Source organism: Collinsella sp. AM13-34 (genome assembly GCF_003473055.1).
GTDB lineage: Bacteria > Actinomycetota > Coriobacteriia > Coriobacteriales > Coriobacteriaceae > Collinsella.
On sequence record NZ_QRLE01000005.1, the window covers coordinates 116,240 to 130,771 of the forward strand.

At 58.3% G+C, this 14,532-nt stretch carries 13 protein-coding genes; 2 read left to right on the top strand and 11 right to left on the bottom strand.

What is annotated here, in order from left to right; translation table 11 throughout:
• Nucleotides 1–184 precede the first annotated feature (184 nt).
• Entirely contained in the window at nt 185–424 is a 240-nt protein-coding gene (locus tag DW151_RS03220) for a hypothetical protein (protein WP_089571736.1), read from the top strand.
• Nucleotides 425–430: 6 nt separating this feature from the next.
• Here DW151_RS03220 and DW151_RS03225 read toward each other — a convergent pair whose 3' ends face one another.
• The 11 genes from DW151_RS03225 to ileS form a co-directional block, all read right to left on the bottom strand.
• Nucleotides 431–1,843: an AI-2E family transporter gene (locus tag DW151_RS03225; protein ID WP_118334419.1), complete on the bottom strand. Its 1,413-nt coding sequence runs from the start codon at nt 1,841–1,843 to the stop codon at nt 431–433.
• The gene (locus tag DW151_RS03230; RefSeq protein WP_118266439.1) at nt 1,840–2,631 is read right to left on the bottom strand and encodes an RNA polymerase sigma factor SigF; all 792 of its coding nucleotides are present in this window, start codon (nt 2,629–2,631) and stop codon (nt 1,840–1,842) included. Before DW151_RS03230 ends, DW151_RS03225 begins: the two co-directional genes overlap by 4 nt.
• 1 nt (nt 2,632) lies before the next feature.
• Nucleotides 2,633–3,010 (bottom strand): ATP-binding protein, encoded by a 378-nt coding sequence (locus DW151_RS03235; RefSeq protein WP_117776907.1) that lies wholly within the window; start codon nt 3,008–3,010, stop codon nt 2,633–2,635.
• The gene (locus DW151_RS03240) at nt 3,003–3,593 is read right to left on the bottom strand and encodes a hypothetical protein (RefSeq protein WP_118334420.1); all 591 of its coding nucleotides are present in this window, start codon (nt 3,591–3,593) and stop codon (nt 3,003–3,005) included. Before DW151_RS03240 ends, DW151_RS03235 begins: the two co-directional genes overlap by 8 nt.
• A gap of 95 nt (nt 3,594–3,688) precedes the next feature.
• A complete protein-coding gene (locus DW151_RS03245; RefSeq protein ID WP_199579889.1) occupies nt 3,689–5,038 on the bottom strand; it encodes a replication-associated recombination protein A in 1,350 nt (449 codons plus the stop codon).
• A 60-nt stretch (nt 5,039–5,098) separates the two neighbouring features.
• On the bottom strand, nt 5,099–6,346 hold the full coding sequence (locus DW151_RS03250) for a deoxyguanosinetriphosphate triphosphohydrolase family protein (RefSeq protein WP_118334424.1): 1,248 nt from the start codon (nt 6,344–6,346) through the stop codon (nt 5,099–5,101).
• A gap of 31 nt (nt 6,347–6,377) precedes the next feature.
• Entirely contained in the window at nt 6,378–6,800 is a 423-nt protein-coding gene (locus DW151_RS03255) for a prepilin peptidase (protein WP_118334426.1), read from the bottom strand.
• A gap of 80 nt (nt 6,801–6,880) precedes the next feature.
• Nucleotides 6,881–8,176, bottom strand: coding sequence for a glycosyltransferase family 2 protein (locus DW151_RS03260; RefSeq protein ID WP_118334427.1), 1,296 nt, complete (start codon nt 8,174–8,176; stop codon nt 6,881–6,883).
• Between the two features lie 82 nt (nt 8,177–8,258).
• Nucleotides 8,259–9,272, bottom strand: coding sequence for an RluA family pseudouridine synthase (locus DW151_RS03265; RefSeq protein ID WP_118334429.1), 1,014 nt, complete (start codon nt 9,270–9,272; stop codon nt 8,259–8,261).
• Nucleotides 9,272–9,853 carry a signal peptidase II gene (gene lspA, locus DW151_RS03270; protein ID WP_118334442.1) on the bottom strand — a complete coding sequence of 194 codons (582 nt, stop codon included), beginning with the start codon at nt 9,851–9,853 and terminating at the stop codon, nt 9,272–9,274. Before lspA ends, DW151_RS03265 begins: the two co-directional genes overlap by 1 nt.
• Nucleotides 9,854–10,091: 238 nt before the next feature.
• Nucleotides 10,092–12,869: an isoleucine--tRNA ligase gene (ileS, locus tag DW151_RS03275; protein WP_370448016.1), complete on the bottom strand. Its 2,778-nt coding sequence runs from the start codon at nt 12,867–12,869 to the stop codon at nt 10,092–10,094.
• A 510-nt stretch (nt 12,870–13,379) separates the two neighbouring features.
• Between ileS and DW151_RS03280 the strand changes: the two genes are divergently transcribed.
• The gene (locus DW151_RS03280; protein ID WP_118334432.1) at nt 13,380–14,462 is read left to right on the top strand and encodes an iron-containing alcohol dehydrogenase family protein; all 1,083 of its coding nucleotides are present in this window, start codon (nt 13,380–13,382) and stop codon (nt 14,460–14,462) included.
• Nucleotides 14,463–14,532 lie beyond the last annotated feature (70 nt).

Here is a 14,532-nt window from a genome sequence, read left to right on the forward strand (position 1 = left end):
CTCGGTTTCACATCGAAACAGTTCAAACGTAACGATATTACCATCCCACCGCGCCTGTGCAAAAAAGAGGGCCGCCAAACAGCGACCCTCCAGCGAAAGTGCACGTTATTTAGGTCTGTCAAATACTTTGAAAAAAATGATTTCGGTATAATTGCATATAAGAATCGTCCGGAAGGAGCGATCGATGAATAGCAAACGGTTTGTCGTGAATGCACTAACCTCGGTAGCCCTTTTAGCAATCTTCGCTTACTCGAGCTGGTATGTGAACCAGCCGAGATTTGGCTACGCATTGTACGCAGTAACATCTGGCGATAAAGCGTATTACACCCTAAGCGCAATTGACGCCATCTTTTTCTATGTGGCTGGCCCCTTATCAATCGCTTTGATCGCGTTTATTGTTATTTACAACATCAAGAAACGCTAACAGGGCCTATTTGGAATCCGAATCGTCCATGGAGCCGTCGATGCCGGTTTTGGTGTCGTCGTCAGAGCTTGTGTCGTCGTCCTTGGCAAAGGGGTTCTTAAAGAAACCCGTCGCGTCGGGCTGCAGGCCTGAGAGCTTAATCCAGGGATTATCGAGCTCGGGCTTGGGCATGGCCTGGGCCTCGGGCGCGGTCTCGTTGCCGATGAGCTCGGACTCATAGATGAACGTATCGTCGCCAAGCGCGTCGTAGACGGCAACTGGGTTACCCTCGGTATCGCGATACGGAGTGCCCTTAAACACGGCACCATCGTATGCCACGAGCTGACGCCCGGTCTCGTTCTCAAAGTAGTAGACGAAAATGCCCTTGAGGGCCGCGCACAGCGGAATGGCGATAACCATGCCGATGGGACCCATGAGTGCCGAACCGATAACGAGAGCCGTCAGGCTCATAACGGGATGCACCTGCACCGAGCTCTGCATGACCTTAGGCGAAATGACATTATCGGTGACGTTTTGAGCCACCATGGTCACGACAAGCGTCCACAACGCCAGCATGGGGCTGAACATAAAGCCGAGCACCGTGGCGATCGCCGCACTCACCCAGGGACCGACAACCGGAACCAGGTGCATAATGCCGGTAAAGATAGCCATGAGTGCTGCATACGGATGGCCGATGATCGTAAAACCAATAAAGGCAAGAAAACCGCCACAGATCGATGTGATGACCATGCCACGCATGTAGCCGCCGACCGAACGCGAAAGGATGGCCACCATAAAGCGGTACGAGGTCTCCTTTTCCTGCCCGATGATGGTGCAGACCTCGTGGTGCATGCGGGGATAATCGCAGGCAAGCCAGTAGGCAAGCACCAGACCCAGGAAGATGACGAACAGCTGCGAGGCCGTGTTGGTAATGAGCGGAAACACACCGCGGCCGAGCTCAGCAGCGATTTGCGAGACGTACTTGGACGCTACGGTAACCAACGAAGAAAGATTGTCGTCCAGATACTCCTTGAGCGGCGTGTTGTTGAGCGTCTTAGCGTGCGAGAGCATCTCGTTGAGATCACCACCCGCAACACGAAGCTGCTCGGGCAGGCGGCTCAGGACTTCCATGATTTGACCGAGCAAAATAGGCGATAGGATGCAGACGACGCCGACGAGCACGGCAACAACCACAATGAGTGCGATGAGCGAACCGAGGCCACGTCCGACGCCGTGATGCTCGAGCCAGTTGGTGATCGGAGACATCACAAAAGCGATGATGGAACCGACAGCGAGAAACTCGATGACCGGTGCCAGGATGCCCATAAGGTTAAAGATTACGGCAGCGATGACAATGCAGCCGACGACGCCCCAAATGCGCAGCGTCAGAATGCGGGTATCGCGAAGCGTGCGGTCGATTTGTTGGGGGTGCTCACTCATGAACGAATCATCACTCCGTCGGGGTCGATCTTATCTTGAATCTTCTTAAGGGTACGGCGCAGCAGGCGCGAGACCTGCACCTGCGAGATGCCCAGCTTCTTGGCGATCTCGATCTGGGTCATGCCCTTTACGAAGCGCAACTCGATAACCTCGCGCTCGCGAGGCGAGAAATCGCGGATGGCTTCCTCGATTACCAGGCGGTCATCGGTAAAGTCGAGCTCATTGTCCTCGTCGGCATAGCGGTCAAGAATCGAAGGCGCATCGTCGGAATCGGACGCGCCAGGAGCCTCGATGGGCACCGAGGTGTAGGCCGAGGACGATTCCATGGCTTCGAGCACCTCGTCGACAGTAACGTCGAGGTATTCGGCGATTTCCTCAACCTTGGGCGAACGCTGTAGCTCGTTGGTGAGCTTATCGGTAGCCTGGTTGACCTTGGCCGAGAGCTCCTGCAAACGTCGGGGCACGCGCACGCTCCAGCCCTTGTCGCGGAAGTGGCGCTTAATCTCGCCCAGGATGGTGGGCGTGGCAAACGTCGTGAACTCAAGTCCGCGTTCAGGGTCAAAGCGGTCGATAGCCTTGAGCAAGCCCAGATAGCCGACCTGCAAAAGGTCATCGAGCGGCTCACCGCGGTTTTTAAATTTGTTGGCAAGAAACCTTACCAGGTTCATATGGGACATAACGAGCTGCTCGCGAGCATCCGGATCACCGGTCTCCTTATAACGACGAAACAGCTCGCGGGTTTTCTCCTTGTCCCAAGCGGTTTTGCCGCTCCGGGAACGTTCGGTCATATTAGATATCCGCCTTGAGGTCGAGGGAAAGCGTTAGGGGCGCCGCAGTCTTTTCGTAGGAATCGCACACGCTTGCAAGAATGAGCTCGGCATACACAGCAGCCTGGTCATCCTCGTCGACGGTGGCCTGTTCCCCAAAGGTAAAGGTCATGCCGACGTGAGATTCGTCCACATCAAATTGAATGGTGATGTCGTCGCAGTCGACCGCGGTGCACCCAAAGATGAAGGCTTCCTCGGCAGCCATGCGGATGTCCTCGATACGATCGACAGACATAGAGCACAGGGCGCCGACGTTGGCGGCCGTCATGCGCACCAAGCGCGCGAGACGCGGATCACCGGCAACGCTCAGCGTGATGGGACAGGTTGCTTCGCTACTCATCGCAGGACTCCTCGGAGGTCTCGGCGGGCGTATAAGTGTAATACTGAGCGGGCTTAGCAGCGGGCTTCTGAACATCATCGTCGTCAGCAGCGGCCTCGTCCCCGGCTTCGCCAATTAGGACGCGCTCAGTCGGCTGCTCGGCTTCGGCGGCAGCGGAAAGTTTGCGCTCGGCGTCGGCTGCGGGGGCTTTCACCTTATTAAAGAGCTTCTGAACGGCACCAGCCGCAGAATCAGTCACGCTCGATACGGCATTACTGGCCTCGGCCATGCTGCCCGTAACCTCGGAAATGTCGCGAACGACCGCCTCAACCTCAACGAGGTTAGACGTCAGGGCGTCAACGGCAGTCTTGCTCGACTTGAGGAGCGGCTCCATCTGGGCAAGTGCCGGCGTAAGCTCGTCAACGGCGCCATCGAGCTTTGCCACCACGGGCTGTGCCTCGGCGAGCGTATTATTGAGGTCGCTCACCGTCTTGTCGAGCGAGTCGACGACGGTGCGGGTCTTGCGCAGCGTGAGCGCGAGCTCGACAACAGCCCACACGCCGGCAACGGCGAGCACCAGCAGGGCGATTTGAATGGGACTCATACAAGCCTCCCGAAGGAATCGAAATACAGACGTTTTTCATGGTACCCCAAAGAAGGGCAAAGATACCCAAAGGGAATGTGCGAGGCGCCAATGGCCTACTTGGGAGCGTTGCCGCTACGGTCGCGCTCGCTTTGCTCCACACGCCACTCTTCCCAACCGCGGCCGGCAGGCTGCCAAAATGCACCGCGTTCTAAGCCTTCGGGCAAATAGCGCTGGTCGACCCAGCCTTCGGGATAATCGTGCGGATACTTATACACACCGTATTCATCGCTGCCCGGGCGATGGCGATCGCGTAGATAACTCGGCACCTCGCGAAGCCCACTAGAATGGATATCGGCCAGCGCCGCATCGATTGAAGCCTCACACGCGTTGGATTTAGGCGCCAAGCACACATAGAGTGCAGCCTGAGCCAGGTTAATGCGGCACTCGGGATAGCCAATGACCTCGGCAGACTTAAACGCGGCATGCGCCACCAAAAGCGCCTGCGGATCGGCGTTGCCAACATCCTCAGAAGCCTGAATCATAATACGGCGTGCAATAAACTTAGGATCCTCCCCTGCATCGATCATGCGCGCGAGCCAATAAATGGTGGCATCGGGGTCGCTGCCGCGCATGGACTTAATGAACGCACTGATAATGTCGTAGTGCATGTCACCGTTTTTGTCATACGAAAACCCACGGCGCGGATTGGCGATCTTCACATCGTCGACCGTGATGGGATACCGCTCCCCCGCCGCCGGAGCCGGCGTCCCCTCGGTATCGGGACGCGTGACGGCAATCTCGCTCGCCAACTCAAGCGTCGTCAGGGCCGAGCGTGCATCACCCGCTGCCAGCGTGCAAATGGTCTTGACCGTATCATCATCGGCCGAGAATTTGCCGTTCAGGCCCTGAGGTGCCTCGAGCGCACGCTCGATAAGCATGGCAATATCCTCGTCCTTTAAATGCTCAAGCTCCACGACTCGACCACGTGAGAGAAGCGCCGAGTTGACCTCGAAGTACGGATTCTCCGTCGTAGCGCCAATCATAATGACGGTACGGTTCTCAACTGCATGCAGCAGGGCATCCTGCTGCGACTTAGAGAAGCGGTGAATCTCATCGATGAATAGAATGGTGCGGCGGTCGTACGTATTCAGGCGCGTCTTGGCCTCGTCAATCACGCGGCGCAAGTCCTTTACGGTGCCCGTCACGGCGCTGACCTCGACAAACTCGCTCTTGGTATGGTTGGCGATAATGTGGGCCAGCGTCGTCTTACCCGTACCGGCCGGCCCGTACAGAATCACGCTCGAAAGCACGTCGTGCTCGATCGCGGCACGCAACCATGAGCCCTTACCGACGGCCTTTTGCTGGCCCACATACTCGTCGAGCGAATTGGGGCGCATGCGCACCGCAAGCGGCGCATTCTGAAAGGAACGCTCGCGCGTCGAAGCAGAAAAAAGGTCGTCCATAGCCATCCCGTGCATCAATCAAAAACGTTTTCCACAAACAGTATACCGAATAAATACGAACTACCGTTCGTTAATATAGGTACGATGCGGAAACTTTAGACCCGGGAACAGCTTGCTCGTCAGCTCGCAGAAATAACCGTCCGTCATGCTCGCGATGTAATCCACCACGGCTTGATCCTTGTCGTCCTGCCAGGCATAGGTACGATCGTAGTAGGAAAGCTGCTGCTCAATGCGCGAAATATGGTGCTTAAAGATATAAGAGGACTCGTCGCCACTGTTTAGATCCCGCAGGCAACGGTCGTAGAGCTTTTCGAACGCCTCACGCAGCTCTGCCTCAGAATCGCCTTCGATACCGCCCTTGCTATAGATCTTCTCGTAGTTCTCGCGCTTGGCTCGGCGAATTTCCTCAAACAGGTCCTCGCTCATCTCGATGCGCGGCTTACCATAGCTATGCTCAACGATATCGATGGAAGCGTGCGTGAGGATCCAGCTGTTATAGGCGCCGCCCCGACCATCGTCAAAAGCGTCGGGCGAAAGCAGACCCGCCGCGATCGCATCCTGACGGTCACGACCGACGTAGGCAAGAATATCCGAGATGCGAACGACGCAGCCCTCGAGCGTCATGGGACGCAGGTGCCCAATGGCGCCATAGCCCGTGGCGATGCAGTCCTCGACCGCCTGATCGAACTGGTCAAAGGAGCCCATATCCGACAATTCAAACACGCGCTGCTCGTACTCGCCGTTATGGCATAGCACGCCGTCGAGCGTCTGGAGTGACACGTTACGGCCGTACAGCGCGTCGAGCACGCGGACCGACTGCACGTTATGGAAAAAATAACGCCCCGTACGCTCGTGGTAGATATCGTTGAGGAATCGCTCACCGGCATGGCCGAAAGGCGTGTGTCCCAAGTCGTGGCCCAGGCCAATCGCCTCGATCAGATCGCAATTGAGCCCCAGGGCGCGACCGATATCGCGCGCAATGCGGGAGACAAGCTGCACGTGCAAACCGCGGCGTGACAGATCGTCATTGCTACGGAAGCTAAAGACCTGCGTTTTGCCTGCATAACGGGTGTACGCCGGAAGATGAAGTATCTTTTCGGTATCGCGCATAAACGCCGGACGCATAAGCGTGCCTTTGTCGGCGGCGCGATCAATACGACGAATGACCTGATCGTCGTTGCAACGATACGGGTTAACATAGCCCGAAGCACGATCGGTGGCAATGCGCTCGAAAAGTTCGGGCGACAACGCCGAGGGAATACGGTCCATGCGCGCCTTAATGACGGTCGTTTCTTGATTAGTTGCCATGGCATGCTCCTTAAAAAGGATGCGCAATCGGTTACAATGTCCAGCCCACGACCTCGATTATGGCAAATATCGGCACCAAAAACGGGAGCAATGGCAGGGAGCGCGATTTTGTGAAGAGGCAGGAGAGGGCCAGGACCAGGAGCGCAACGGCAAATGCCACGATGCCGCCCAGAGGGTCGAGCGTGCAAAGCGCGAAAAGCGCCTTGGCATCCCCCATGCCGATGCCGGGGGCTTGGCGAACACGACGCCAGAGCGACTCAGTGAGCACAAGGGCAAGGTAGACGATGACCGCAAGACCGGCGTGGTCAAGCGCCGTGTTAACACCTCTGTCGAGCCAAACGCCTGCAAGCGCCGCCACCGCACACACGCCGGCAAGCTCATTGGGAAACCGCCGCTCACGGGCATCAATCACCGCGCCGGCAAAGATACAAATCCAAAACGGGATATAGACCATTAAAAACCTCCTTGGGCAGTCACTCAAAAGCAAAAACCACCACAAAGGTGCAGGCACCTTTGTGGTGGTTTTGGTGGTGGTTATTTGGCGCCTTGCATGACCTCGTCGAGGGTAACGTTGACGGCGTGTTGCGTCGGGACCCAGTCGACTTTCAGGAACAACGCAGCCACCGTAATGGGGATATAACTGAACATAAAGATCGGGAAGGTAAACAGGTTGGTCACCAGGCGCCACTTTTGAGCGCAATGAATGTGCTTGCACTCAAAGATGGTCGTGAGCAGCGCCAGGATAAAGAAGGTCTGGTACATCATCACGAACGTCATGATAAGCGAGGCGGCACAAGCCTGCATCTCGACCTCGGTAGCCAAGAAACCATGCGAAAGGCCACCCACGATCAGGAATGTCGCATTGGCGAGCATGGAGATCAGGGACAGCAGCATGCCCGGAGCGATGGTCATAAACATGTCATATGCGGCAAAGCGATGATAGCGGAACGTCGACTTGACCAGATGCTTGCCGTAGGTAAAAAAGACCTGGTAGAAGCCCTTGGTCCAGCGCATGCGCTGTTTCCAGGACGCCTTAAACGTCACCGGCTGCTCGTCAAAGAACTCCGCCGGCGCATAACCGATGCGGATGCCGTGAATGGCGCAGAACGTGGTGAACTGGATATCCTCGGTCAGTGTATGGAACTGCCAGCCGTGCATGCCCTCGATAACACTGGCGGAGATAAGGTAGCCCGAGCCCGAGACGGCGCAGGACGTCTTGCAGATATTACGCGCGTTGTTGAGGAAGCGGGCCTCACGCAAATACCAGGTGGCGTTGGCAGAGGAAATCCACGAACTGCCGAAGTTCTTGGAGTTACGATAGCTCGTGACCACATGAAAGCCCTGGTCAAAGGCATCATTCATCTTGGAGACGTAATCGCGGGAGATAACATTGTCGGCATCGAAGATAAAGTAGCCCTCAAACGTGTCGGGATACTCGTTGAGAATGCGATCGAAACCAAAGTCCATGACCCAGCTCTTGCCCTTGCGGGCCAGGTCATTGCGCTCGTAAACAATGGCACCGGCCTCGCGCGCGAGCTGCGCCGTGTTGTCGGTGCAAGCATCGGCGACCACGAAGACCTCGATGAGCTCGGACGGATAATCCTGGTCCTTAATGGAGCGAACGAGGTTGGCGATAACGGCCTCCTCGTTGTGTGCTGCAATAAAGAAGGCATACCGGTGGAGTTTTTTGGCCTTGGGAGGCGCGACCTCGCCGCGGAGAGCACCGATGACAAAGAAGACCACCTGGTACAAGAAGCAGACCGTGAGCAGCGTGACGACAATCTGGTTGAAGATCACGATGGGTGTGTTGGTTTGTAAAAAGGCGAGCATGCAGGCTCCCAGGAACGTGTTACGTAAACAACCGTATATCTTACCGCAGGCTTACCGAGTTCAAGAAACCACCTAATACTGGTTAGGGTTCGAGCAGACCGAGCTGCGGAACGATTTCGTCGCCGGCGGCAGTGCGGCCGAGCGAGCGCGGGGCTAGGTCATCCAGAACGGCGGCGAGATCCCACGGCAGCTCATCGCGGCACTCAATGCGCTCCCCCGTCACGGGATGATCGAACGCCACACGCCAGGAATGGAGGAATTGCCTGGTCAAACCCTGGTCGGCACGCGCATCGCACTTACCGTAGAGCGGATCGCCCACGCAGGCGTGGTTGATATGGCGCATGTGCACGCGAATCTGATGCGTGCGACCCGTAAACAGGTGGCACTCGACGAGCGTATAGCCATCGTCAAAACGCGTGGAATCGAAGCGCTCGAGGACCCTAAAGGTCGTAATGGCCTGGCGCGCGAAAGGATCGTCCGAAACCGCCATCTTGACACGGTCGCGCGTAGAACGGGCAATGCCGGTGTTAATGGTGCCCTCGTCCATGGCAATGTGGCCGTGGACGAGCGTAATGTAGCGGCGGTCGAGCGTGCGCGTGCGGATGAGATTCTGAAGCGCGCGCTGGGTGTCGTCGTCTTTTGCCGCGAGCATAAGGCCCGAGGTGTCACGATCCAGGCGATGCACGATGCCGGGGCGGTCCTCGCCCTGCACGGTGCCCAGATGGTCAATGCCACAGTGATAGACCAAGGCGTTCGCAAGGGTGCCGCTCTCGTGGCCATGGGCGGGATGGCACACCAGACCGCGCTGCTTGGAGAGCACGATGAGGTAGTCGTCCTCGTAGCGGATATCGAGGGGAATGGCCTCGGGAATCACATCGGTGGGATCGTGCGGCTCGGGCAAATCGACCGAAATACGGTCGCCGGAGCGCACGGCATACTTTTTTGACAGGCATGTCTCGCCGTTGACGGCAACGGCACCGCCCTCGATCAGATGCGCGCAGGCAGAGCGCGTAGGGCAGCCGTCATTAGCGCCCAGATAGGCGTCAAGACGCTGACCAGCGGCATCGTCGGCAACAAGGATATGGATGTCGGCCATTAGCGCTCGCTCCTTTCGCGAATCTTGCGGGCACGCTCCCCACGTTGTTTGGCTTTGCGCTTGGCGCGGGCCTCATCACGGGCGTTAAGCTCGGCGGTCGCATCGACCTCACGGGCCGCCGGGCTCAAGAACATGTAGCCAAAGAGGGCGAGCACGACGCCCAAGGTAATGCCGATATCGGCCACATTGAAGACGGGGAAGTCGATGAAGGTGGTGGCAATAAAATCGGTCACGAAACCAAAGGCCAAACGATCGATCGCGTTACCGATAGCACCGCCTGCAACCATCGCCATGCCCACAACCTCAAGATGGGCGAGCTGAGGTGCACGAACGAGGTACACGGCAATAGCGATAATGACCGCCAACGCCAGCACGGCAAACGCAATGCCATGCCCCTCGCCCATGCTAAAGGCAGCACCGATATTGCGGACAAACATAAAGTCGATAACACCGGGGATGACGGTCACATGCAAGGCGTCGCCCACGGCACGAACCGCAAGCTTGGTCAGCTGGTCAACAAGCAGCACAACGAGCGCCACCCCACCAGCAACACTCAACCGCCAACGCAAAGGCGGCGTCATATCCGCACCACGACCCAAAGAAATCCCCTACCCTCAGATAATCAAATTCCGTTTAACGCAAATAACCATCTTATATTGCCACACGCAGAGCGCACGACACATTCGCTAACGTCAGATAAATAACCAGCATAAAAGAAAGCGGCATTCCGGATAACGGAATGTCGCTTTTCTTCAGCGGAGCAAATGGGCCGAAGGCGCCTAAATTCTCCCTATAACTAAAATGTCGAGTTACCGTGCCTTAAAGGGCATTCGCGCAGCGCTTGCAAATGTGAGCGTGGCCGTTGTACTCGCCGACGGTGGTGCGGTAGTTCCAGCAACGGTCGCAGCACTCGCCCTCGGCAGCATCGATGGCAACAGAAAGCTCCTCGCCCTGGGTAAGCTCAACATCGGAGACGATGTAGAACTCGGCCAGGTCGACAGCCTTGTCGCCGGTCAGCAGCGCATACATTTCGGCGGGAACGACCGCCTTGACGCGGACCTGCTGGCTCTTGGTGAAGGTGCCGGCGGAGCGGGCATCCTCAAGGGCCTTGGTCACGACGCTACGGAGCTCGAGTGAAGCCTCGAGCACGCCCTCAAACTCGTTGGCCTCGTCGACCGTGATGGGCGACTTGTACCAATCGAGCAGCGCGGCGTACTTCTGGTGATCGACGCAGCCGGCGGGCGCATAGGCCATGGCCTCGTCGACCGTATAGGACAAGATCGGCTGCAGGTCGCGCATGAGCATCGAGAAGAGCTCGGCGAGCACGGTCTGGGCGCTGCGACGCTCGAGCGAGCCGGGCTTCTCACAGTACAGACGGTCCTTCAGGGCGTCGAGGTACACGTTGGAAAGCTCGGTAACCACGAAGTCGTAAAGCGCACGGTAAGCGCGCGGGAACTCGTAGCAAGAGTAAGCATCGTCGACCTCGGCCTGGACCTGGGTCAGACGGGCAACCATGAGCTTGTCGAGCGGCAGCAGGTCGGCAAAAGCGACGCCGTCGGTCTCGGGCTCAAACTGGCCCTCGAGCTCGGAGAGCAGGAAGCGCAGCGTGTTGCGGAAACGACGGTAGGCATCGGACGTACGAGCGAGAATCTCGTGGTCGATGGAAACGTCGGAGCTGGTGTCGACCGAGGCGACCCACAGGCGGATGATGTCGGCGCCCATCTCGTCACAGACCTTATTGGGGTCGATGACGTTGCCAAGCGACTTGGACATCTTACGGCCCTGGCCGTCGAGGGTGAAGCCCTGCGAGACGACCGCCTTGTACGGAGCGTGGCCGTTTGCGCCCACCGAGGTGAGCAGCGAGCTCTGGAACCAACCGCGGTGCTGGTCGGAGCCCTCGAGGTACACATCCGCCGGATACTCCAGCTCGGGACGGTACTCGCAGACGGCCTTCCAGGAAACGCCGGAATCCCACCACACGTCGAGGATGTCCTTATCGGCCTTGAGGTGATGGCCGCCGCACTTGGGGCAGACGCAGGCCTCGCCCAGGTAGCTCTCGGGAGCGTCGGTGAACCAGGCGTCGGAGCCCTTATCGTGGAAGAGCTTGATGACGGCGTCGAGCGTGGCGTCGTTCATGACCTTCTCGCCGCAGTCGGCGCAGGTGTAGCTGGGGATAGGCACGCCCCAGTTGCGCTGACGGCTGATGCACCAGTCGGGACGCTGCTCGACCATGGCGCCAATGCGGTTGGCGGCATGCGCCGGATACCATTTAACGTTCTCGCGGACCTCCTTGCCAGCCTGCTCGCGCAAGCCAGTCTTGTCCATCGAGACAAACCACTGGTCGGTAGCACGGAAGAGCACAGGGTGCTTGCAGCGCCAGCAGTGCGGATAGCTGTGCGTGATCTTCTTCTCGAGGACCAGGGTGCCGCGCTCGCGCAGGAACTCGATGATGTGCGGGTTGGCCTCATCGGTGTCCATACCGCTGAAGGGGCCACCGGTACCAAACTCCTCGCCGGTGTAGAACTTACCGTCGTCATCGACCGGCATGCAGATGTCGGTGATGCCCTCCTTGAGGCAGGCGAAGTAGTCGTCGACGCCGTGGCCGGGCGAGTTGTGGACGATACCGGTACCGTCATCGACACCGACGTAATCGGCCAGCAGCGCCACGCCCTCAACGCCGTCAAAGATCGGCTGCTTGTAGTGGATGTGGTGGAAGGTCTCGGCGGAAACCACGTAGGGCTTGCCGTCGACCATGACCGGGGTGTACTCCCAGCCAAACTCCTCGCAGCACTTGGGAGCCAGGTCTTCGAGCATGACCTCGGCGCGGCCGTCGTGCTCAACGGCGACATAGGCGGCGCCGGGCTTGAGGGAAACGGCCTGATCGGAGGGGATGGTCCACGGGGTAGTCGTCCAGATGATGAAGTCGACCGGGCCGTCGAAGTTCTCGAGGCCGGCGGGCTTGGAGGTCATCTCAAAGCGAACAAAGATGGAGGGACTCGTCTCATCGGAGTACTCGATCTCGGCCTCGGCGAGTGCGGTGTGGCAATGCTTGCACCAGTGAACCGGCTTGTGTCCGCGATAGATCATGCCCTTATCGAACATGGCCTTGAAGACCTCGATGTCGGCGGCATCATGCTGGTGATAGAGCGTCAGATAGGGGTTGTCCCAGTCGCCGAGCACGCCCAGGCGACGGAAGCCGGCCTTCTGCAGCTCGATGTTCTCGACAGCGAACTTGTTGCAGAGCTCGCGGATCTTAGCCGTGGAGGTCTGGTTGAACTTCTCGGTGCCGAGCTTCTCCTCGACCTTGTGCTCGATCGGCTGGCCATGGCAGTCCCAACCGGGGACGTAGGGAACCTCATAGCCCTGCATCATCCAGTAGCGGTTGATCATGTCCTTGGAGATCTTATTCATGGCGTGGCCGATGTGGATCGGACCGTTGGCGTACGGAGGGCCGTCGTGCAGCACGAACTTCTTGTGACCCTCGTTCTTCTTCAGAACCTGCTCGTAGACCTTGTTGTCCTGCCAGTCCTTGAGTCGCTTGGGCTCGGACTTGGAAAGACCGGCACGCATGGGAAATCCGGTTTTAGGCAGATTCATCGTCTGCTTGTACTCGTTTGCCACGGTACCCCTTTCATGTCATGGGCGCGCACGCCCTCTGGGCACCAAAAAAGCGCCCGTCCCTACAAGCTGGGACGAAGCGCCGCAAAACGGACTGTACGCCCGCAAAAGCTCTTCGCTTAACCACCCAGCTTAGATGCCCTCGCCCGCGTATTCGCGCGCTCGCATCCGTTACTCGGCTGGCCTGTATCGACGACCATCTCGGCGATATCTACTAAGACGAACCTGCGCGGCACGTCCGTTGGGACCGCAGCTCCGGGGTGATTTTCATCGGTCGCATGCACGGGTTCTCAGCGCTCCCCGCTCTCTGTAGCATGCGGACGGCCGACTACTCGTCCCCATCAACGCTTATGCGGAGTATGCTAGCACGTTCCGCGCCAGCGAAAAACCCTCAACACTGGTTTTATACGTTCGAAATTTCTTGCGGCCGTGGACTTTCTCCTGGAGCAAAATACCTGTAAGCACTTTATCGAACGAAAGAAGGTTGCTATGCGCACGATCGGAATGAGCGACTACACCGTTGGCGAGGATTGCTTTATCGAGCTGCCCGCCGCACTAGCAGAGTACGGAGCGACCAAGGTCGCCATCATTGGCGGCAAGCGAGCCCTGGCTGCGGCGCTGCCGGGTATCGCGGCGGCGCTTGAAGGTACCGATGTCGAGGTTCTGGAGACGCGCGTCTATGGCACCAACAGTACGCGTGCCAATATCGCCAAGGTCGTGAACTCCCCTGCCTGCCAGGAAGCCGACGTGCTCATCGCATGCGGCGGCGGCAAAGCGCTCGACACCGTCAAGACGGCGGCCATCGAGCTCAAGAAGATCGTCTTTACGGTACCGACGATCTGCTCCAACTGCTCGGCCGCGACCGCCATTGCCGTTGTCTACAACGACGACGGCTCGCTCGAGGGCTATTCGTACCCCAACCGCCCCGCGCACATTTTCATCAACCCCAAGATCATCGCCGAGGCACCGGCGGAATACTTCTGGGCCGGCGTGGGCGATGCCTTGTCCAAGCAGCCCGAGGTCGAGTACGCCACGAGTGCCGGCAACTTGGAGCACACCGCCGGTCTTGGCCTGGCGCTCGCACACACCTGCTCCGCGCCGCTGTTTACCTATGGCGTGCAGGGTCTTGAGGATGTTCGCCAGGACCTGTCGTCCGAGGCCGTCAAACAGATCGCGCTCGACATCGTGGTCAACACAGGCTATGTCTCCAACCTGACCAACCAAAACGATTACTACTACAACTCGAGCGTGGCGCACGCGTTCTACAACGCCACCTGCAGTATTCCGCGCGAGGGCTCTTACCTGCACGGCGAAGTCGTGAGCCTGGGTGTGTTGGTGCTATTTGCCTATACGGGCGATACCGAGAACCTTGAGCGCTACGCCGCCTTTAACAAGCAGATGGGTCTGCCTGTAACGCTTGAGCAGGTCGGGCTTTCCGAGTCCGATATCCCGGCCCTGTGCGAGTTCGCACACGCCACCAACGAGTGGAAGCAAGGCAATCCCGAGCCTTTCACCGACGAAAAGTTCGCCGCCGCCATCAAGGCCGCCAACGCCTACGGCCACAAGCTCTAGGACTGGCCCAAAACCACCACAAAGGGACAGGTGAACTGCGCCCCGAAACTTGGACTGAATAAATAGCGAC